This window comes from uncultured Ruegeria sp., assembly GCF_947497005.1.
GTDB lineage: Bacteria > Pseudomonadota > Alphaproteobacteria > Rhodobacterales > Rhodobacteraceae > Ruegeria.
Window position 1 is genome coordinate 176,694 of the sequence record NZ_CANMFF010000008.1, and the last position, 20,190, is coordinate 196,883.

Genomic DNA, 20,190 nt, shown 5'->3' on the forward strand with positions numbered 1-20,190 from the left:
TCTTCTTAAGAGGTTGAGGCCGCAACAAGGACAATCTCGCCTGGCCAATCTGGTTGAATCTGTTCCGCAGCACGCCATGCGCGCAGACCGGTCGCACAACACAGCGCCAGTCTTTTTCTCTTGTTAGGGTCTATTTGGTGCAAGTTTTCCTGCGATATGCGGGTCGCGTTCGGATGGGCCGGAGTAGGCGCCTCGTCCGGGCTGCGCAGCTCGACGATTTGATCCGTGTCTTTTAGTTGGCTTGCGGACAGAAAGCGGAAACAACTGGCAGGCTCGGGCGCGTCATCAAAGCGAAACCCGGTACTGCGTAGCGTTCGTGCGTCATATTGCACCATCTGCCCCAACGGGGACGGGTTTAGCCCAAGGAGCAGATTGAGCGCCATCTGCGCCTGCATGGCCCCGATCACGCCAACCACGGGGCCCAGAACGCCCGCCGTGGCACAGCTTGCGCCACTATCCGGTGCATCTGGGAATATAGCGCGCAGCGAAGGGCCCCCGCCACAAAAGCCGCCCACATAGCCGGACAGCCCAAGCACCGATGCGCTGATCAGCGGTTTAATCTGCGCAAGGCAGGTATCCGACAGGATATAGCTTGCCGCATAGCTATCCGCACAATCCAGAATGATGTCTGCTTGTGACACCAGGCCAGGTGCATTTTCGCTTGTGAGTGGCTGTTTGAGCGACACAACATCCACCTCGGCATTCAATGCGCGGCACCGATCGGCGGCGCGCTCTGCCTTTGGGTGACCGCAATCCGCCTCGGAAAACAATGTCTGGCGGTGCAGGTTCGACAAATCGACATTATCCCCATCCACCAGCGTGATCCGCCCCACCCCGGCCCCCGCCAATAACGGAAGGACCGGCGCGGCCAGACCGCCAACACCCACGACCAGAACGCGGGCAGAAGACAGACGCCCCTGCCCTATTGCCCCCACGTCGGGCAGCAATGTTTGGCGGGCGTACCGGCTCATCTTGTGACCTCAATCCATGTGCGCACCCGTGCTTCGGGGTCTGCGTTCAGAGTGATGTCCGTAACGGCCGAGACAATGTCGGCCCCTGCATTAAGCACACCCTGCGCGCGCTCGACGCTCATGCCACCAATGCCCACCAGAGGAATGTCGCCAACCCGCGCCTTCCATTCGGTCACCCTTGGCAGGCCTTGCTGATGCCATTTCATCTTTTTCAGGATGGTCGGATAGACCGGCCCAAGCGCCACGTAATCGGGATCCATGGCCAGTACACGCTCAAGCTCATCGTCGTCATGAGTGGAAACCCCCAGTTTTAGACCCGCCTTTCGGATGGCTTTCAGGTCTGCTTCGTTCAGATCCTCTTGCCCCAGATGAATCCAGTCACAGCCCAGATCGATGGCGTGTTTCCAGAAATCATTGATCACAATAACGGCCCCATGGTCGCGGCACAGATCGCGTGAAACCGCAATCTGATCGCGCACAGCCGCGTCAGGTTGATCTTTGACGCGCAATTGCACCAGCTTGATGCCCAAGGGCAACATCCGCCGCAGCCAGTCTGAGTGATCAAAGATCGGGTAAAAACGATCCAGCGTCATGACAGGAAGGCCTTTCCAACAACGGGCGTAGAGGGTTCGGCCATGTCACGCGCCTCGATCGGGTCGGCCTGGTGGGCCAGTTGCCCGGCAAGGGTCGCCTGTGCCATCGCCTTGGACATCAGAACCGGATCTCCGGCACGGGCCACAGCAGTGTTCAGCAGTACAGCGTCATAGCCTAGCTCCATCGCGTGGGCGGCATGGCTGGGCAGGCCGATACCGGCATCCACTACCAGCGGAATGTCAGAAAATTCAGCCCGCATCGCCCTAAGGGCGTACTCGTTGTTCAGACCGCGCCCAGACCCGATCGGCGCTCCCCAGGGCATCAGCACCTCGCACCCTGCTTCAAGTAGGCGTTCGCCCACGATCAGGTCATCAGTGGTATAGGGAAACACCTGAAACCCATCCTCGGTCAGGATGCGCGCGGCTTCGACCAACTGGAAGACATCCGGCTGCAGACTGTCGGTGTGGCCAATAAGTTCCAGCTTGATCCATCGGGTTTCAAAAACCTCACGTGCCATATGCGCAGTGGTTACGGCCTCTTTCACCGTGTGGCAGCCAGCGGTGTTGGGCAGAATCAGAACACCCAACTCTCGGATCATATTCCAAAAAGTCTGCCCTGCGCCGGATTCCCGCCGCAAGGATACAGTGGCGACCCCTGCGCCACTTTCGCGGAATGCCTGTTCCAGAATGGCAGGGCTTGGATATTGCGCAGTGCCCAGCATCAACGGGTTTGACAATGCGGTGCCGTAGAACGTTTTCATCTTCAACCCCCCTGCATCGGTGCGACAACCTCGACCCGGTCGCCTTCGGCCAGTTTGTGTGCAATGCGCAGGCTTGAAGGTACGAAATTTTCATTTACAGCCGTAGCGACGCGACCCGAGAAACCGCATTCTTCCAACAGCTCTGAAAGGGTTTCGGCGCGCACGTCGCACGTTTCGCCGTTAATCACGATCTTCATCGACCATCTCCGAATGTGTGTTGTCCAGCGCCAGGTCCGCCACGCCCCGCGCCAAGGCAGGTGCCAGCAGATAGCCATGACGATAGAGCCCGTTGGCATAGATTGTTCGACCCAGCCGCCGGATACGCGGCAGGTTATCCGGGAAGGTGGGGCGCAGGTCGACGCCAATCTCCAGCACCTCAGCCTCGCCAAAAGCCGGGTTCACGGCATAGGCCGCGCTGAGCAATTCCAGCATCGAACGGGCGGTGATGCGGCTGCTGTCTTCAGATTCGATCATGGTCGCGCCCAACATGTAGACTCCGTCGCCGCGCGGCACGATATATAGCGGCATCCTTGGGTGCAGCAATCGCACCGGGCGCGTCAGTTCTACATCAGGGCATCGAATAACCAGCATCTCACCCTTCACGCCCCGCAAATCATGAAGGTATTCGCGTGCGTGAAGGCCACGGCAGTCTATGGCATTTTTCAACTGAGCAGGCGCCAGCTTTCGGTGGAATTCCACGCCCTGGTTTTGCAATTGACGATACAGATCGCGCAACGCTTGGCGAGGATCAACATGGGCTTCGCGTTCGAAATACAGGCCTTTGCCGAAACCGGTCAGATCAGGCTCTAACTTGATAATTTTTTCGCGATCAACTTCGGCAAACTCTTCAGTTCGGCGTGCAAATCGGCGCAGGTCCGGCAGATCACGGGCACTAGCAACGACAACTGTTCCACACCGACGCACGTCGGTACGTTGAGCCCACCATTCGATCGCTTCCTGACCCAATCGCAAAACCGGTTCTTCTGCATTTTCATATTCACACCACGGGGCGAGCATTCCGCCGGCCCACCATGAACATCCGTGCGGTCCGGGGGGGCCACCCGGATCAAAAACCTGCACCCTGGCACCCCGCGAAACGAGTTCGCTGGCAACGGCCAGACCGGCCACCCCGGCCCCAATGACGGACCAAAGCGTCACGAGAGCCAGACCCGATGAAAATGATGCACAGGGCCGTGCCCCGCGCCGATATTCAACTCATCCGCCCGCGCGATGGCCCCTTGCAGATAGTCATGCGCCTGCGTGACCGCATCCTTCAAGGTCAGGCCTTTTGCCAAACCTGCGGTGATCGACGACGACAAGGTGCAACCTGTCCCATGGGTGTTTTTCGTGTCCTGACGCGGAGCTTGAAATTCGGCCACGATGCCCGAAGAATCAATCAGCAAATCGTGGCAGATTTCACCGGATCCGTGACCACCTTTCATCAAGACCGCGCCTGCGCCCAATGCGCACAATTCTTTGCCCTGTTCAGCCATCTCTTCCCGCGATTCCACGGCTTGTGTATTCAGCAAGCAGGCAGCCTCGGGCAGGTTCGGTGTCAGCACCGTCGCCATGGGTAACAACACATCGCGCAGAGTCTGGACCGCCTCTTGCGCCAGCAGAGCGTCACCGGATTTCGCGATCATCACCGGGTCCAGAACCACAGGACCTTCAAACGCTGCCAATCCTTGGGCGACAGTGTGAATGATCTCCGGTGTCGCGAGCATGCCAATTTTCACGGCTCTGACATCCAGATCACTCAGCACCGCATCCATTTGCGCAGCAATGATGCCCAGCGGAATGCCGTGCACCGCTGTGACGGCCCGTGTGTTCTGCGCGGTAACAGCGGTGATAACGCTTGCGCCGAAAACGCCCAGCGCGGACATGGCCTTGAGGTCAGCCTGAATCCCTGCGCCGCCGCCGCTGTCAGATCCCGCTATAGTCAGGGCAATTGCCGCCATGTCGTTGCTCCATCTTCTTTGGGCAACGGGGTAGGGAAACTGTCTGTTCTCATAAGACCGTTCCCTACGCCGGAATTGCCCGGATCAGGTTCGATGGGTTAACGCAGCCGCGCCTCTCAGCCCCTATGAAGGGCACCCCAACGGTTGGAGCGGACAATCTCAGGGTCACCGCTCGGAATCAAGAGTCAATTTACCAGACGTATTGCCACTTCGGGCCATCCGATAAGGCCAAACCACCTATCTCGGTATACCGTCCCGGCTTCAGCAACACGCATCGATAGGCTATGGGCTGGATGAAGAACCGATCCCCTGCTTCATCTGGCAAAAAATACCTCGAGGGAGTCGCCCGCAGGGCGGCGGGGGCAGAGCCCCCGGTCGCGTGCGTTTTCAGCCTTTCATACCATCCCAAAAGGATTTGACAGATGAGAAAAAGCTTTTTGATTCCGGATGGTTATCTTCGCCCAAATCGTCGAACTCACGCAGCAGTTCTTTCTGGCGACTGGTCAGGTTGACCGGAGTTTCCACAGCCAGTTCGATAAACATGTCACCGACACCGCTACCGCGTAATGCAGGCATGCCTTTGCCGCGCAGGCGCATTTGCCGACCCGACTGGCTTCCAGCGGGGATCTGAACGCGACCGCGACCGCCATCAATTGTCGGAACCTCGATCGATCCGCCCAATGCCGCCTTGGCCATGCTGACCGGAACGCGGCAGTACAGGTTCACGCTGTCGCGCTCGAACAATCTGTGCTCGGATACTTCCACGAAAATGTAAAGATCACCCGGAGGGCCACCGCGCATTCCCGCTTCGCCCTCACCGGCAAGTCGGATACGTGTTCCGGTTTCGACACCAGCAGGAATATTAACTGACAAGGCGCGGTCTTTTTCGACCCGCCCCGCACCCTGACAGGATTTGCAAGGGTTTTTGATGATCTGACCCAGACCTGAGCATGTCGGGCATGTTCGTTCAACGGTGAAAAAGCCCTGTTGCGCCCGAACCTTGCCCATACCCGAGCAGGTGGGGCATGTTGTGGGTTCGACGCCGCCTTCGGCGCCGGTTCCTTCGCAAGACGAACACGCCACAGCAGTCGGTACATTGATGGTTTTCTGCAGGCCACCGTAGGCTTCTTCCAACGAAACACGCAGATTATACCGCAGATCCGACCCACGCGCCGCGCGGCGTCCGCCACCGCCGCGTTGGCCGCCCATGAAATCGCCGAACAAATCGTCGAATACATCCGAAAACGCGCTGGAGAAGTCACCCTGGCCGCCAAAGCCGCCGCCGGGTCGGCCACCGCCACCCATACCATTTTCGAACGCAGCATGGCCAAAGCGGTCATAAGCCGCTTTCTTGTCACCGTCGCGCAGGACATCATAGGCCTCGTTCGCCTCTTTGAACTGCGCTTCAGCGTCGGGGTTGTCCTTATTGCGATCCGGATGCAATTCCTTGGCTTTCGTGCGAAAGCCTTTCTTGATCTCATCCGCCGAAGCGCCCTTGGACACGCCGAGCACTTCGTAATAGTCGCGTTTGGACATCAGTATTTCCTTCTGCCTCAACGTAATTGGGCCGGCCCGGCAACCGGACCGGCCCAAATTGGCCCGGTTACCCGTTAGTTACGCTTGTCGTCGTCCAGATCTTCGAACTCGGCATCGACAATGTCGTCTTCACCCGGCGCTTCATCAGCCGCCGCCGGTGCATCTTCGCCCTCATCGGCTTGCGCCTTATAGATGGCTTCGCCCAACTTCATGGCGGCTTCGGTAACATTCTGGATGCCCGACTTGATCTTGTCGGCATTTTCAGTTTCCAGTTCGTCCTTCAGCGCGGCAATAGCCAGTTCGATGGCTTCGATGGTGGTCGGGTCGACCTTGTCGGCATGCTCTTCCATCGACTTCTCGGTCGAGTGGATGAGGCTTTCGGCCTGGTTTTTGGCGTCGACCAGTTCGCGGCGTTCCTTGTCGGCTTCCGCGTTCTCTTCGGCGTCCTTGACCATCTTGTCGATATCTTCGTCCGACAGACCGCCAGATGCCTGGATCGTGATCTTCTGCTCTTTGCCAGTGCCTTTGTCTTTGGCCGAAACCGAGACAATACCGTTGGCATCGATATCAAAAGTCACCTCGATCTGAGGCATGCCGCGTGGCGCGGGAGGGATGTCTTCAAGGTTGAACTGACCCAGGATTTTGTTGTCCGCAGCCATTTCGCGTTCCCCCTGGAAACAGCGGATGGTCACGGCGTTCTGGTTGTCCTCGGCGGTTGAGAAGACCTGAGACTTTTTCGTCGGGATCGTGGTGTTGCGATCGATCAGACGGGTGAACACGCCACCAAGCGTCTCGATCCCCAGCGACAGCGGGGTTACGTCCAGCAAAACCACGTCTTTGACGTCGCCCTGCAGAACACCGGCCTGAATGGCAGCACCCATGGCAACCACTTCGTCCGGATTCACACCTTTGTGCGGCTCTTTGCCAAAGAACTTAGTGACCTCTTCGATGACTTTCGGCATCCGGGTCATACCACCGACCAGAACAACCTCGTCAATGTCACCCGCCGACAGACCGGCGTCTTTCAGTGCGGCCTGGCAGGGCTTCATCGACTTCTTGATCAGGTCGCCAACCAGCGATTCCAGCTTGGCACGGGTCAGTTTCATGACCATGTGCAGCGGCTGACCGTTCGAACCCATCGAGATGAACGGCTGGTTGATTTCGGTCTGCGAGGTCGAGGACAGCTCGATCTTGGCTTTTTCAGCGGCCTCTTTCAGACGCTGCAGGGCCATCTTGTCGGCAGACAGGTCGACACCGTGTTCCTTTTTGAACTCGTCCGCCAAGTAGTTAACGATGCGCATGTCAAAGTCTTCACCACCCAGGAAGGTGTCACCGTTGGTCGATTTGACCTCGAACAGGCCATCGTCGATTTCCAGAATGGTCACGTCGAAGGTACCACCACCAAGGTCATAGACCGCGATGGTTTGGGTTTCTTCCTTGTCCAGACCATAGGCCAGCGCGGCCGCAGTAGGCTCGTTGATGATCCGCAGCACTTCCAGACCGGCGATTTTGCCGGCGTCTTTGGTGGCCTGACGCTGTGCGTCGTTGAAATAGGCTGGTACAGTGATGACCGCTTGCGTGACTTCCTCACCCAAATAGCTCTCGGCTGTTTCCTTCATCTTTCCCAGAGTGAAGGCCGAGATTTGGCTTGGGGAGTATTTTTCACCGCGGGCTTCAACCCACGCGTCACCGTTGCCGCCATCCACGATGGCGTACGGAACCATTTTCTTGTCCTTCTGGACTTCGGCATCATCCACACGACGACCGATCAGACGTTTGACGCCAAAGATCGTGTTGTCGGGGTTGGTGACCGCCTGACGTTTCGCAGGCTGACCGACCAGACGCTCATCTTCGGTGAAGGCGACGATCGAGGGCGTGGTCCGCGCCCCTTCGGCGTTTTCGATGACCTTCGGCTGCGAGCCGTCCATGATGGCCACACAAGAGTTTGTGGTTCCAAGGTCAATCCCGATTACTTTTCCCATTTTTGCAATCCCTTTCTCTTCAAGGCGATGTCCCGAGGACCGGACCCGTTACGGCATCCCACCCCCGATCTGATGTGCGCGACAGCACTACCATCGCGCGTCCCGGCGTATATAAGGGCGAGACCAGAGGCCTGCAAGCACTGTAAAACGCAGGTTTTCGGGAATCTGAGGCCTTTTTTGGCAAGGAATTGGAAAGGATTGGGGTTTCCGGAATGGCGCGGCTGATTTTGCGGGGGTTCGAAATCAGAAAAGGCTATCTCGATCCTGCTGCTCAGACGCAGGTGATCGCAGATTTACGACCGATTCTGAAAGCCGCGCCCCTGTTTCGGCCCGTCACACCTTCGGGCAAGGAGATGTCGGTGCGGATGACCTCGGCCGGAGATCTGGGTTGGGTGACTGATAAAGCGGGCTACCGGTATCAGGATCAGCATCCCAAAGGCGAGGTCTGGCCTGACATCCCACCTGTCATACTTGATATCTGGCGGGATCTGGTCAGCACCGAGCGGTCGCCAGATTGCTGTTTGATCAACTACTATGCGGAAGGTGCCAAGATGGGCCTGCATCAGGACAAGGACGAGGCAGATTTTTCCTGGCCGGTTCTGTCGGTTTCTTTGGGCGATGACGCCTTGTTCCGGATCGGCAACACGACACGCGGCGGCAAGTCCGAGTCGATCTGGCTTGGCTCGGGCGATGTAGTGATCATGGGTGGCCCGGCGCGGTTGGCGTTTCACGGGGTCGACCGGATCAGATACGGATCATCCCGGCTGCTGCCAAAAGGCGGGCGGATCAACCTGACGCTGCGAGTCGCACGTTAGCGGCGCGCATTCCAGCTTTGCGAGACATGCTGGCGGGTGAAAAACTCGCCTAACAGACCAATCATCAGCAGCGCGATCCCAACCCAAAATGCGTATTCCCAACTTGTGTTTCGCGGAAAATAATTGCGGAAAATGAAGCCGCGGCACTGGTCGATAATATGAAATAACGGGTTCCAGGCGAACATCATCAGAATTCCGCCACCCAGCGTATTGGCAACGAACATCTTGCCGGAAAACACCATGTTCAACCGACGATAGACATTGGTGAGCATTCCGACCGTTGTTGGAAACCAGGGCTTAAGCGCCATGAATACCAAACCCACGGCACAGCCGGTGAACCAGGCCAGCATCAGCATCGCGAACGCACCGCCGGGATCCTGAATCTCGATCGGGGCGACCGCGACGCTATAAACAAACAGAATGACGAACATGGCCAGCAATTGCTTGTAAAGAGTGCTCAGCGCCGTGGAAAGAATCGTGACCATAACATTCATCGGAGAATGCAACATCATCGGATTGTTGGCGGCCCCCACCCCGGATATCGCGCCTATCGACTGGATATGCAGCATGAATGGGAACACGCCCGACAGGACATATAGCAGAAATTCTCCCCTGATCTTGGGAATACCGCCCCGGCCCATCAAAGTCATGAGCAGATAGAATGTGGTTCCCATCACGACCAACTGCAGAACATTGATCAGGATGGCGACCACCGCATTCGGATGTTGCGACCGTACTTTTCGTACGGCGGCATGAAACACCAGCTCTGCCGTCGTAAAGGCACCGCCCAGCAGTGTTTGATTGCGCTTGAAGTAAAACATTCAAAGGGTCTTTTCTGCGTCGTCGCCTCTAAACTGGCATCATTATCTTGCCGTTCCGTAACCGCCGCATCATAAGTCGATCACGAGTTTGGTTCAACAAACCACAGGAACGGAGCATTTTTGTGACCTACGACGCGCTTATTCCCGTCATCCGGCGGCTGGCCCTGCAGGCAGGCGACAAGATCATGAGCATCTATGGGGCGGATGATTTCGACATCAAAGTCAAATCCGATGCCAGCCCGGTGACCGAGGCGGATGAAGCTGCCGATGCATTGATTTCGGCAGGATTGCGGGACGCATTCCCGGATATCCTTCTGGTCACCGAAGAGCAGGCCGCATCGCATTCTGAAAAGGGCGATACTTTGCTGATTGTGGATCCGTTGGACGGAACCAAGGAATTCATCAACCGTCGCGGTGACTTCACTGTCAATATCGCGCTGGTCGAGAACGGAGTGCCGACCCGAGGCGTGGTCTATGCACCGGCACGGGGGCGCATGTTCTATACGCAGGCAGATGGCAGAGCGGTCGAGGAAACAGGCGCTTTTGACAAGGAAACACCCGGTCCCTTGACGGAAATATCAGTCTCTGAACCAGATAATTCCGCGCTTATGGTCGTGGCTTCGAAATCCCACCGGGATCAGGCCACCGAGGACTACATCAACAAGTATCAGGTAAAAGACAGTAAAAGCGCAGGTTCGTCGCTCAAGTTCTGTCTGATTGCCACGGGTGAGGCAGATCTCTATCCGCGCGTCGGGCGGACGATGGAGTGGGATACTGCAGCAGGCCATGCGGTACTGGCCGGGGCCGGTGGCCGGGTAGTGCGTTTTGATGACCATACCCCGTTAACTTATGGCAAAGACGGCTATGCAAACCCGTTTTTTATTGCCTACGCTCCGGGTGTTGAATTGAAGGAAGCCTGATGTCTGTTCTGATTGCCATCCCTGCTCGCTATGCCTCGACCCGGTACCCGGGCAAACCGCTTGTTCCGCTGACTGGTGCAACGGGTGTCTCGATGACGTTGATCGAGCGATCCTGGCGGGCCGCCAAGTCGGTCTCGGGTGTCGATCGCGTTGTTGTTGCAACGGATGACGACCGTATCCGCGACTTGGCCGAAGGCTTTGGCGCCGAGGTCGTGATGACCTCTGAAACCTGTCAGAACGGTACCGAACGCTGTGCCGAAGCGCATGAAGTCCTGGGGGGTGGGCATGAGATCGTGGTCAACTTACAGGGTGATGCACCCCTGACCCCGCATTGGTTTGTCGAAGATCTGATCTCGGGGCTGCGCGCAGCCCCGGAAGCTGGCGTAGCAACCCCGGTCTTGCGCTGCGATGGCAACGCGCTGAACGGTTTGCTGAACGACCGCAAGCATGACCGTGTAGGCGGCACGACTGCCGTATTCGGGCAAGATCACAGTGCGATGTATTTCTCGAAAGAGGTTGTGCCCTTTACGTCTCAGACATATGCGGGCGACGACCCGACGCCGGTGTTTCACCATGTAGGTGTTTATGCTTATCGACCCGATGCGTTGGCGGCGTATCCGGGTTGGCCGGCCGGCCCGCTGGAACAGCTGGAGGGCCTTGAACAACTTCGGTTCATGGAAAACGGCCGCAAGGTTCTGTGCGTCGAGGTCGAAGCAAGAGGTCGCCAGTTCTGGGAATTGAACAATCCGCAGGACGTGCCCAAGATCGAAGAGATGATGGCAGCTATGGGGCTGGAGTGACCTCTTTTCCCCATGACTTTGACAGCGCCACTTGCGTAGCTGCGTCTCAACCAGTTCCTATGGATAGGTCATGAAAACAATTCTTGTCACCGGTGGTGCCGGATATATCGGGTCGCATGCCTGCAAGGCGCTAGCGCAAGCAGGTTATGTTCCCGTGACCTACGACAATCTGGTCACCGGCTGGCAGGATGCGGTGAAATATGGCCCGTTTGAGCAGGGCGACCTGCTGGATCGGGACCGGCTGGACGAGGTTTTTGCAAAGCACAATCCAGCGGCTGTGATGCATTTCGCAGCGCTCAGCCAGGTGGGCGACGCAATGCGCCAACCCGGGCTCTACTGGTCAAACAATGTCTCAGGCTCGCTGACACTGATCGAGGCTGCGGTTGCCGCTGGATGTCTGGATTTCGTGTTCTCATCAACATGCGCCACATATGGCGAGCATGACAATGTGGTTCTGGATGAGATGACTGCGCAACATCCGCTGAATGCCTATGGTGCATCGAAACGCGCGATCGAGGACATCCTGAAGGATTTCGAGGCGGCCCATGGGCTGCGCCATGTCATATTCCGGTATTTCAACGTCGCTGGGGCTGATCCCGAGGGAGAAGTGGGCGAGTTTCACCGGCCTGAAACCCATCTGATCCCGCTGATGCTGGACGCGATTGACGGAAAACGGGATGGTTTGACCGTCTTTGGCACCGATTATGACACGCCGGACGGAACATGCATCCGCGATTATGTACATGTCTGCGATTTGGTGGACGCGCATGTTCTGGGGCTGGATTGGTTGGAACAGGGCAAAGCCAGCCGTGTCTTCAATCTGGGTACCGGGACCGGGTTTTCCGTGCTGGAGGTGATTGAACAGTCCAAATCCGTCACCAACCATCCTGTACCATATTCAGTGGGACAGCGTCGGGCAGGAGATTGCACCAAGTTAGTTTCCGGCTCTGTACGGGCTGAAAACGAACTGGGATGGAAGCCAAAAAGGTCAACGTTAGAGACAATGATCGCGGACGCCTGGCGCTGGCACCAGAACGGCCACTACGAGAAATGAGACCCCGGTGACGTCCAGCGCAGCGTTGATACTTCCCCATATCGGATGGGCACAGAAGTACCGGTTGCGCTGGAAACGTCGGCGGCTGCTTTGGAGATCGCTGCGCAGCCGACAGCAGTTGACTTGCGTGAAGGATCAGACAAGCAAGATCCAACGCGGTGACGTGTTGGCCTTTACCATCTTACGCAATGAAATCACCCGCCTGCCGTGGTTTTTTCGTCATTATCGCGGTCTGGGAATCGACCAATTTCTGATCGTCGACAATGGCAGTGACGACGGATCATCAGAGTATCTGCTGGATCAACCGGATGTCTCTGTGTGGAAAACCCATTCCAGTTATCGCGGATCGCGCTTTGGCCTGGACTGGCTGACCTGGTTGCAGATGCGCTATGGCCATCGCCACTGGTGCCTGATGGCCGATGCGGATGAACTGTTGGTCTATGCCCATTGCGAAACCCGATCCCTGCATGACCTGACTTCATGGCTGGATCGGCAAGGACAGGTCGGGTTCGGGGCACTGATGCTGGATTTGTATCCCAAAGGTCCTTTGGGTGATGAGGGTTATGACCCGGATACCGACCCAACCGATCGGTTGGGCTGGTTTGACGGTGGGCCATACCGCGCGCAACGGCAAAGCCCGATGGGAAATCTGTGGGTTCAGGGTGGTGCGAGGGAAAGGATGTTTTTCACGCAGACACGGCAAAGGTCACCGACGCTGAACAAGATCCCGCTGATGCGCTGGTCGCGGCGCTATGCTTATGTGAACTCATGCCATTCCGTCCTGCCGCGCCATCTGAACGAAGCCTATGATGGGCCGGGCGGTGATACCCCGTCCGGAGTGTTGCTGCACACGAAGTTTCTGCCTGACGTTGTTGAAAAGTCCAAAACCGAAAAACAGCGGCGCCAGCATTTTCATGATCCGGACCAATTCGGGCCATACTACGATGGTATAATTAGCCAACCGGACATGTGGACCCCTCAATCGGTGCGCTACACCGGTTGGGCGCAGTTGCAGCGGATGAATCTGATAACCAGCGGAGCCTGGGATTGAAAATGAATACAATAGGATCAACGGCCCGTTTACCACTTCCGGGTTTTAAAGTCGTTGCTTCAGAAGATGCAAGAGTGGCATAAACCGATAATGCCTAGTCGCGCCAACGGTCGCGGCGTGGTCGGGGAAAGCTCGCGTCATAACAAAGGTTGGGCAGTCACGTGAGCCTGTTTGAGTCCTACAAAATGAGATTGCGGCGCAAGCGCCGTATTTTGCGTTGCCTCAAACACCGCCGTGAACTCAAGCCTGCCAGCATCAATACATCGGCAATCCGCCGCGACGATATTCTGTTGATGAGTGTGGTGCGAAACGAGAAAATTCGCCTGCCCTTCTTTCTGGAATACTATCGCCGACTAGGCATCAACCACTTCCTGTTCATCGACAATGACAGCGATGACGGCAGTTTCGAGTTCCTGAAAGAACAAGCAGACGTATCAGTCTGGCGCACGACAACCAGTTACAAACATGCAAGCTTTGGTTTGGATTGGTCAAATTACATCCTGCGCAAATATGCGCACGGACATTGGGTCCTGACCGTCGATCCAGACGAGTTCTTCATTTATCCGTTTTGCGACACACGTCCGATCCGCGCTTTGACGGACTGGCTGGATGGCAGTGCCGTGCGCAGCTTCGGCACCATGCTGATCGACATGTACCCTGAGGGGTCGGTAGACGCCGAACCTTATCGCGAAGGGCAGGATCCGTTTGAAATCGCACGCTGGTTCGATCCCGGCAATTACATGATCACCAAAAACCCCGAGTACAGGAACCTGTGGATTCAGGGCGGGCCACGGGCTCGTGTGTTCTTTGAAGACAACCCATCCAAAGCCCCGGCGCTGAACAAGATTCCGCTGGTGAAATGGGATCGGCGCTATGTCTATGTCAGCTCGACCCATTCGCTTTTGCCGCGCGGGCTCAATCAGGTTTATGACGAATGGGGAGGGGAAAAAGCCAGCGGATCATTGCTTCATGCCAAGCTGATCAACACGATCGGCGACAAAGCACGCGAAGAATTGCAACGTGGCCAGCACTATCGTGGATCAGGTGAATACAAAGCCTATGCCACTCAGCTTGAGGACAAGCCGATTTTCTGGTGCGAGTGGTCCGAGGCATATATCAACTGGCGACAGCTAGAGATTCTGGGCCTCATGTCGAAAGGAAACTGGGCATGAGCGGTCTGGGTATTGTCATGCTGGTTCATACATCGCTGGACCGCGCCGAACAGGTCGCGCGTCATTGGACAGCGGCGGGGTGCCCGGTGGTCATCCACGTGGACAGCAAAGTGTCCGACGACACGTACACCCGATTTGTGGCTTCTTGTTCGAACAATCCCCGGATCGTGTTTTCTGATCGACATCGGTGCGATTGGGGCGGTTGGGGTATTGTTGCCGCGTCACAGAGCGCATCCGAGCTGATGCTGGAGCAATTCCCGGAGGTGAGGCATGTGTTTCTGTCCTCGGGGGCCTGCGTGCCTTTGCGCCCGGTTCAGGACCTGATCGATTATCTGTCAGACCGGCCTCGTGTCGATTTCATCGAAAGCGCAACAACATCGGATGTCAGCTGGACGATCGGTGGGCTGGACCATGAACGCTTTACCCTGCGGTTTCCGTTTTCTTGGCGCAAACAACGTAAGTTGTTTGACACCTATGTGAAGCTTCAACGCGCAGCGGGTTTTCGTCGGCAAATTCCCGAAGGGCTGGTTCCGCATATGGGCAGCCAGTGGTGGTGCCTGACCCGTCAAACGCTGTCCGCTATCCTTCAGGATCCCAAGCGCAAAATTTACGACAAATATTTCCGCCACGTGTGGATTCCGGACGAGAGCTATTTCCAGACATTGGCGCGCCTGTATTCCACGCATATCGAAAGCCGGTCACTGACCCTGTCGAAATTCGACTATCAGGGCCGTCCACACATTTTCTATGACGATCATCTGCAATTGCTGCGCCGGTCGGATTGTTTCGTCGCCCGCAAGATCTGGCCTCGGGCGGAACGGTTGTATCAGGCATTCCTGACAGATCAGACAAGTGCAATGAAACCGGCAGAGCCCAACCCGGGCAAGATAGATCGCGTATTCTCGAAAGCGGTCGAACGGCGGACACGCGGGCGCGACGGGCTGTACATGCAAAGCCGGTTTCCCCGGCATGGCAGTGAAAACGGCCTTACATCATCGCCTTATTCCGTATTTCAGGGCTTTACCGAGCTGTTTGAGGGTTTCGAGCCATGGCTGGCCACGACCACCGGTACCAAAGTACACGGTCATTTGTTCGCGCCCGAGCGGGCCGAGTTTGCTCAGGGTGAAACGATAACGAACGGGGCGCTCAGTGATTGTGCCGCACTACGGGACTATAACCCAACGGCTTTTCTGTCGAACCTGATCTGGAATAAACGTGGCGAACGTCAGTGTTTTCAGTTCAGCCCCCGGGACACTCAGGATATCAACTGGTTTCTGGCGCGGGACAAGAACGCTCAGATTTCCGTCATCACGGGTGCCTGGGCGATTCCGCTGTTCAGATCGAACACGAACTTCACGGAAATCCGGTGTGAGGCGGCGCGTCTGCAACGGATTGAAACCAAGCAGCTTGAAGTTCTGACGTCTGTCTGGACCAAGGCGAGAATGCGAAGTTGGACACTGGCTGATTTCATAGAATCTCCAATGGGCGCACTGCAGTCAGTCCTTGATGAGATCGGCGTGCAACAGGCCAGCCATCTGACCGAGGTGCCGACAATGGTCGATTTGTCCGGGTTCGGAAAATTCCTGCAGAATCTCAAGAATCAAGGAATGCATCCCTATCTGATGGGCGATTTCCCGACGGATGACATATTTGGTCATCAGACCAGACCTTACCGAAAACCCTATCTGGTGCAGTGATTGCCCATGTCAGCCAAATTTGACTACTTCGTAATTCTGGCGGCTATGCGCACGGGATCCAACTTGCTAGAGGCCAATCTGAACGCGTTGGACGGGGTCACCTGCCACGGAGAGGCCTTCAACCCGCATTTCGCCGGTAATCTGAAATCCGATAATCTGCTGGGGCTCACGCTCGAAGATCGGGACGCCGACCCGATGCGGCTACTCAAGGCCATTCGGTCAGCACCCGGAGACATAAACGGATTCCGGTATTTCGAAGGCCATGATCCGCGCGTCCTGAAGCCCATGCTGAACGATCCACGCTGTGCCAAGATCATACTAACCCGTAACCCGCTGGACAGCTATCTGTCCCTGAAAATCGCGCAGGCCACGCAGCAATGGCTGCTGAAGAACGTAAAACGCCGCGTTGACGCGCAGGTCGCCTTCGATGGGAAAGAGTTTTCCGATTATTTGGATAGAACACAAAACCATCAGCAGACGGTGCACAGACATCTGCAAATAACCGGCCAAACAGGGTTTTTCATTACCTATGACGACCTGACCGAGCTGGATGTTCTAAACGGGTTGGCCGCATGGCTGGGCATTGAAGCACGATTGACCCGTCTTGACGACACACTGAAGCCGCAAAACCCGGCGCCGGCTGTGTCGAAGGTCACCAATCCGGATGAGATGAAGCAATCCCTGTCTGATCAGGATCGGTTTGGATTGCATCGGTCAATCAGCTTTGAACCTCAGCGCGGGGCAGCTGTACCACTTTACGTTGCTGCAGCACGATCCGCATTGATGTATTTGCCTATTCGCTGCGGAATAGGGCCTGTTATCAATCAGTGGCTGGCTGACCTTGATGGATGCCGGACAGATGATCTGATCACTGATCGGAACCGCAAACAGGTCCGGTCCTGGATGCAGGACCATCCCGGTCAGCGCCGATTCACGGTTCTGCGTCATCCTGTGGCCCGAGCGCATACAGCATTTTGCGAGCGCGTTCTGTATGCAGGGCCGGGAAGCTACAAGATGGTGCGAAACTACCTGCGCAACCGGCTCAAACTGCCAATCCCCGGGCAGGTACGGGACAATAACTATTCGGTTGAACAACACTACGAAGCGTTTTCGGCTTTTCTGGACTTTCTGCGCCTTAACCTCAACGGTCAGACGCCAATCCGCGTGGACGGTACGTGGTGCAGCCAGTTCAAGGCATTGGAGGGGATCGCATCTTTCACCATGCCCGATCTGGTCATACGGGAAGAGGATCTGACGACCGCCCTACCGGATTTGGCACGCAAAATGGGGCATTCAAACCCGCCTCAACCCGGTCTGCGCGCTCCGGATGAACCGTTTGCTCTGGCTCAGATATACGACGCGCAACTGGAATCGCTGGCGGCCGAAACCTACCAGCGCGACTATGAAGCGTTCGGGTTCGGTGACTGGGTTCCGATACGGCCTAAGGGCGCAACGTGATCAACGTGCCCCGATTGACCATCGAATAGATCTCTTCGATTTCGTCATTCTTGACCGCGATACATCCCGCTGTCCAATCCGGCGTCTTTTTGGCGCGTTTCAGTTCAGTGCGCAGATTCGGTTGACCGTGGATAAAGATATCCCCGCCCGGATCAACGCCCGCAGCCTTGGCTTGGGCGACGTCCTGCGAGTTTGGATACGAAATGCCCAGAGACAGATGATATCGGCTTTTGGGATTGTGCCGGTCGATCAGGTAACTTCCTTCGGGCGTTCGGCCATCACCACGCTGGGTCTTTGTTCCACTTGGTGCAAAACCCAGATCCACATCATATTCCTTGAGGATCTTTTCGTTGTGCAACAAGTAAAGCTTGCGCGCGCCCTTGTTGATCACCAACGAGGTCACCTCAGGCCCGTTATAAGCCAGAAATCTTGGGCTGGCTGAGGCACAAGCCGAAAGGCTCAGCGTTGCCATCGCCCCCAATCCAAATGCTCGACGATCCATTTTTCACTGCCTGCTCTATTTTTTCCGATCATTATGCCAAAAATCGTAAAAACTGAAATCACTTTTTGATGTTCGATTGCTCGGCCAGGCGATTTTCTATGCTTTCCAACCGCTCCAGAACTTCATCACGATAGGCGTCGGTTTTAACCTCATCCTCGGCATGATGGGCATCCTGCATCGAATTCACGATCAAACCCACCAGAAGGTTCACTACTGCAAATGTCGTGACCATGATGAAAGGCACAAAGAACACCCAGGCATAGGGGTAAACCTCCATCACCGGGCGAACGATACCCATCGACCAGCTTTCCAATGTCATAATTTGGAACAGTGTGTATGCGGACAAGCCCAAATCCCCGAACCAAATCGGGAACGAAGCTGAAAACAGCTTGGTCGATATCACGGCCCCGATGTAGAAAAGGATTGCCATCAACAGGAACACACTGGCCATACCCGGCAGCGCCGATATGAACCCTTCGACCACGCGACGCAGTCGCGGTGCCACGGAAATCACGCGCAGTACCCGAAGAATCCGCAGAGCGCGCAGCACGGAGAGACCTCCGGCGCTGGGAACGAGGGCAATGCCTACGATCAGGAAGTCGAAAATATTCCAGCCGTTTGTGAAGAACCTGCGCCCGGTGGCGATCAGTTTCATGGATATCTCAGCCACGAAGATCGCAAGGCACAGCTTATCCAGCGCCACGATCAACGGTCCTGCCATATCCATCAGGGTTGGCGATGTCTCCATCCCCAAAAGCACTGCGTTGAAGATGATGACAACTGTAATAAACCGGCCGAAAGCGGGCGCTTCGATAAGGTTCAGCAAACGCCATTTAAACGCCATGTGTCTCGTTCTCCTGTCTGATCAAGATGCGGCGTTCAGTACGAACCGCGCAGCAAGTTCCGAATGTGACGACCACCGAAATTGGTCAACGACCTGTACCCATTCAAGGGTGTAGCCTGCGTTAACCAGCGTTTTTGCATCGCGTGCGAAGGTCACAGGGTTGCATGAGACATAGGCTATGATCGGGCGTCGGGCCTTTGCCAGCTCTTCTACCTGTGCTACGGCCCCTGCGCGAGGTGGGTCCAGCACGATCGCGCCGAACGCTTTCAGCTCATCCGGCATGAGCGGGCGGCGGAACAGGTCGCGGGCTTCGGTGGTCACGCGTTTCAGGCCCTGTGCCCTGCGCCAACCCTGATCCAGTGCCTCGACCATGGCCGCCTCGCCCTCAACAGCATGGATTTCAGCCTCTTCCGATAATGGCAAAGAGAATGTTCCGCTGCCTGCAAACAAATCAACGATACGCTTCGCGCCCTGTGTTGCCTCTAAAACAGCCTTTAACAGAGCCTGTTCTCCGTCCTTTGTTGCCTGAAGAAATGCGCCTGGAGGTGGCGTGACGTCAGCTGTTCCAAAACGCTGAACCGGCGCGTGTCGCATGGCAATCACCTCCCCATCCCAACTCAGCCGGGCCACCCCGTGTTTCTCGGTCGCTTGCGCCAATGCCAGTTCCAGTTGGCCATCCAACGGTTTGCCGCCTTTGACAGCCACATCCAGCCCACCTTCGGACAGCGTGAGCGTGACAGCCAAAATCCCTTTGCGGCTTCCTCCCAAAACAGCCAGCGCTTCGGCGACGGGAATGGCAGAGATCAAGGCAGGGTCGAGCAATCGGCAGTCAGGGATTTCCGTGATCGTGTCCGAGGCCCGTCCGTGGAACCCGGCCAACGTTCCTTTCTTAGTACGCCTAACGGCCACCGTAGCGCGCCGGCGCGACTGTTCAGGCGACGTGTGTATCGGGCGCATAGGCGCCTCAAGCCCCTGTGCCTTCAGCGCGTTGTGGACGATTTCCAGCTTCCACCCTGCCACAAACGCATCAGATGCATGCTGCAACTGACAACCGCCACACGCTTTGTAATGACGGCACGGGGCTTTGACCCGGTCTTCGGACGGTGCTTCGACCTTGATATCCGTCAGTAGCTGGCCCACAAGGCTGCCGCTGACGACCTCACCAGGAAGGGTGCGCTGGGCGTAAACAGGGCCTTCGGCAATACCATCGCCCTGATGTCCAAGCCGTGTGATTGTGAATTGCTGCGTCATGGAA

Annotated in this window: 20 protein-coding genes and 1 riboswitch; of the genes, 8 read left to right on the forward strand and 12 right to left on the reverse strand. The window is 56.6% G+C overall.

Annotated features, from left to right (window positions below; translation table 11 throughout):
• Positions 1–5: 5 nt before the first annotated feature.
• The 8 genes from Q0816_RS13330 to dnaK all read right to left on the reverse strand — a co-directional run bounded on the left by Q0816_RS13330 (position 6) and on the right by dnaK (position 7,801).
• Complete coding sequence (locus Q0816_RS13330; RefSeq protein ID WP_298851285.1) at positions 6–971, reverse strand: HesA/MoeB/ThiF family protein; 966 nt, start codon at positions 969–971, stop codon at positions 6–8.
• Positions 968–1,564, reverse strand: a complete 597-nt coding sequence (locus Q0816_RS13335) for a thiamine phosphate synthase (RefSeq protein WP_298851289.1) — start codon at positions 1,562–1,564, stop codon at positions 968–970. The genes Q0816_RS13330 and Q0816_RS13335 overlap by 4 nt, the downstream gene beginning before the upstream one ends.
• Complete coding sequence (locus Q0816_RS13340) at positions 1,561–2,325, reverse strand: thiazole synthase (RefSeq protein ID WP_298851290.1); 765 nt, start codon at positions 2,323–2,325, stop codon at positions 1,561–1,563. The genes Q0816_RS13335 and Q0816_RS13340 overlap by 4 nt, the downstream gene beginning before the upstream one ends.
• Positions 2,326–2,327: 2 nt before the next feature.
• Positions 2,328–2,522: a sulfur carrier protein ThiS gene (gene thiS / locus Q0816_RS13345; protein ID WP_298851292.1), complete on the reverse strand. Its 195-nt coding sequence runs from the start codon at positions 2,520–2,522 to the stop codon at positions 2,328–2,330.
• Positions 2,506–3,483, reverse strand: coding sequence for an FAD-dependent oxidoreductase (locus Q0816_RS13350; protein WP_298851294.1), 978 nt, complete (start codon positions 3,481–3,483; stop codon positions 2,506–2,508). Before Q0816_RS13350 ends, thiS begins: the two co-directional genes overlap by 17 nt.
• Positions 3,480–4,283: a bifunctional hydroxymethylpyrimidine kinase/phosphomethylpyrimidine kinase gene (gene thiD / locus Q0816_RS13355; protein ID WP_298851296.1), complete on the reverse strand. Its 804-nt coding sequence runs from the start codon at positions 4,281–4,283 to the stop codon at positions 3,480–3,482. Before thiD ends, Q0816_RS13350 begins: the two co-directional genes overlap by 4 nt.
• 44 nt (positions 4,284–4,327) lie before the next feature.
• Positions 4,328–4,433, reverse strand: a riboswitch (TPP riboswitch).
• Positions 4,434–4,670: 237 nt separating this feature from the next.
• Positions 4,671–5,819 (reverse strand): molecular chaperone DnaJ, encoded by a 1,149-nt coding sequence (gene dnaJ, locus Q0816_RS13360; protein WP_298851298.1) that lies wholly within the window; start codon positions 5,817–5,819, stop codon positions 4,671–4,673.
• Positions 5,820–5,893: 74 nt separating this feature from the next.
• Positions 5,894–7,801 carry a molecular chaperone DnaK gene (dnaK, locus tag Q0816_RS13365; RefSeq protein ID WP_298851300.1) on the reverse strand — a complete coding sequence of 636 codons (1,908 nt, stop codon included), beginning with the start codon at positions 7,799–7,801 and terminating at the stop codon, positions 5,894–5,896.
• Positions 7,802–8,013: 212 nt separating this feature from the next.
• On the opposite strand from dnaK, the gene Q0816_RS13370 reads away from it, so the two are divergent.
• The gene (locus Q0816_RS13370) at positions 8,014–8,616 is read left to right on the forward strand and encodes an alpha-ketoglutarate-dependent dioxygenase AlkB (RefSeq protein WP_298851301.1); all 603 of its coding nucleotides are present in this window, start codon (positions 8,014–8,016) and stop codon (positions 8,614–8,616) included.
• Here the strand turns inward: Q0816_RS13370 and Q0816_RS13375 are convergent.
• A complete protein-coding gene (locus Q0816_RS13375) occupies positions 8,613–9,437 on the reverse strand; it encodes an ABC transporter permease (RefSeq protein WP_298851302.1) in 825 nt (274 codons plus the stop codon). The genes Q0816_RS13370 and Q0816_RS13375 overlap by 4 nt on opposite strands.
• A 122-nt stretch (positions 9,438–9,559) precedes the next feature.
• Here Q0816_RS13375 and cysQ point away from each other — a divergent pair, with 122 nt between their 5' ends.
• The 7 genes from cysQ (at position 9,560) to Q0816_RS13410 (ending at position 17,589) form a co-directional block, all read left to right on the forward strand.
• Entirely contained in the window at positions 9,560–10,357 is a 798-nt protein-coding gene (gene cysQ, locus Q0816_RS13380) for a 3'(2'),5'-bisphosphate nucleotidase CysQ (protein WP_298851303.1), read from the forward strand.
• Positions 10,357–11,157, forward strand: a complete 801-nt coding sequence (locus Q0816_RS13385; RefSeq protein WP_298851305.1) for a manno-octulosonate cytidylyltransferase — start codon at positions 10,357–10,359, stop codon at positions 11,155–11,157. The genes cysQ and Q0816_RS13385 overlap by 1 nt, the downstream gene beginning before the upstream one ends.
• A gap of 70 nt (positions 11,158–11,227) precedes the next feature.
• Positions 11,228–12,211: a UDP-glucose 4-epimerase GalE gene (galE, locus tag Q0816_RS13390; RefSeq protein ID WP_298851306.1), complete on the forward strand. Its 984-nt coding sequence runs from the start codon at positions 11,228–11,230 to the stop codon at positions 12,209–12,211.
• Between the two features lie 7 nt (positions 12,212–12,218).
• Positions 12,219–13,262, forward strand: coding sequence for a glycosyltransferase family 2 protein (locus Q0816_RS13395; RefSeq protein WP_298851307.1), 1,044 nt, complete (start codon positions 12,219–12,221; stop codon positions 13,260–13,262).
• 185 nt (positions 13,263–13,447) lie between these two features.
• Complete coding sequence (locus tag Q0816_RS13400; protein WP_298851309.1) at positions 13,448–14,434, forward strand: glycosyltransferase family 2 protein; 987 nt, start codon at positions 13,448–13,450, stop codon at positions 14,432–14,434.
• Positions 14,431–16,131: a beta-1,6-N-acetylglucosaminyltransferase gene (locus tag Q0816_RS13405; protein WP_298851311.1), complete on the forward strand. Its 1,701-nt coding sequence runs from the start codon at positions 14,431–14,433 to the stop codon at positions 16,129–16,131. Before Q0816_RS13400 ends, Q0816_RS13405 begins: the two co-directional genes overlap by 4 nt.
• Before the next feature lie 6 nt (positions 16,132–16,137).
• Entirely contained in the window at positions 16,138–17,589 is a 1,452-nt protein-coding gene (locus Q0816_RS13410; RefSeq protein WP_298851313.1) for a nodulation protein NodH, read from the forward strand.
• Here the strand turns inward: Q0816_RS13410 and Q0816_RS13415 are convergent.
• From Q0816_RS13415 to Q0816_RS13425, 3 genes are read right to left on the reverse strand one after another with little or no spacing between them, the layout of a single operon-like run.
• Positions 17,573–18,091 (reverse strand): L,D-transpeptidase family protein, encoded by a 519-nt coding sequence (locus tag Q0816_RS13415; protein ID WP_298851315.1) that lies wholly within the window; start codon positions 18,089–18,091, stop codon positions 17,573–17,575. The genes Q0816_RS13410 and Q0816_RS13415 overlap by 17 nt on opposite strands.
• A gap of 58 nt (positions 18,092–18,149) precedes the next feature.
• The gene (locus Q0816_RS13420) at positions 18,150–18,935 is read right to left on the reverse strand and encodes an ion transporter (RefSeq protein ID WP_298851318.1); all 786 of its coding nucleotides are present in this window, start codon (positions 18,933–18,935) and stop codon (positions 18,150–18,152) included.
• A gap of 21 nt (positions 18,936–18,956) precedes the next feature.
• Positions 18,957–20,186 (reverse strand): class I SAM-dependent RNA methyltransferase, encoded by a 1,230-nt coding sequence (locus tag Q0816_RS13425; protein ID WP_298851320.1) that lies wholly within the window; start codon positions 20,184–20,186, stop codon positions 18,957–18,959.
• Positions 20,187–20,190: the final 4 nt, after the last annotated feature.